Source organism: Enterobacter sp. 342 (genome assembly GCF_036663495.1).
Lineage (GTDB): Bacteria > Pseudomonadota > Gammaproteobacteria > Enterobacterales > Enterobacteriaceae > Enterobacter.
Genome location: NZ_JAWUEI010000140.1, coordinates 1 through 432, shown reverse-complemented (window position 1 = coordinate 432; position 432 = coordinate 1). Strand labels below are relative to the sequence as shown.

1 pseudogene is annotated in these 432 nt (G+C 51.6%); it reads right to left on the bottom strand.

The features are described from left to right. Positions 1-52: 52 nt before the first annotated feature. Positions 53-355 (bottom strand): annotated as a pseudogene (locus tag V6E55_RS25665) (IS6-like element IS26 family transposase); the annotation flags it as partial. Positions 356-432 lie beyond the last annotated feature (77 nt).

Genomic DNA, 432 nt, shown 5'->3' with positions numbered 1-432 from the left:
GGCACTGTTGCAAAGTTAGCGATGAGGCAGCCTTTTGTCTTATTCAAAGGCCTTACATTTCAAAAACTCTGCTTACCAGGCGCATTTCGCCCAGGGGATCACCATAATAAAATGCTGAGGCCTGGCCTTTGCGTAGTGCACGCATCACCTCAATACCTTTGATGGTGGCGTAAGCCGTCTTCATGGATTTAAATCCCAGCGTGGCGCCGATTATCCGTTTCAGTTTGCCATGATCGCATTCAATCACGTTGTTCCGGTACTTAATCTGTCGGTGTTCAACGTCAGACGGGCACCGGCCTTCGCGTTTGAGCAGAGCAAGCGCGCGACCATAGGCGGGCGCTTTATCCGTGTTGATGGGGAGCCCGCAGAATTCGGAAAAAATCGTACGCTAAGGTTTTCCGGGCATCCGTAAGGGCCGAAACTTCCCGTCTT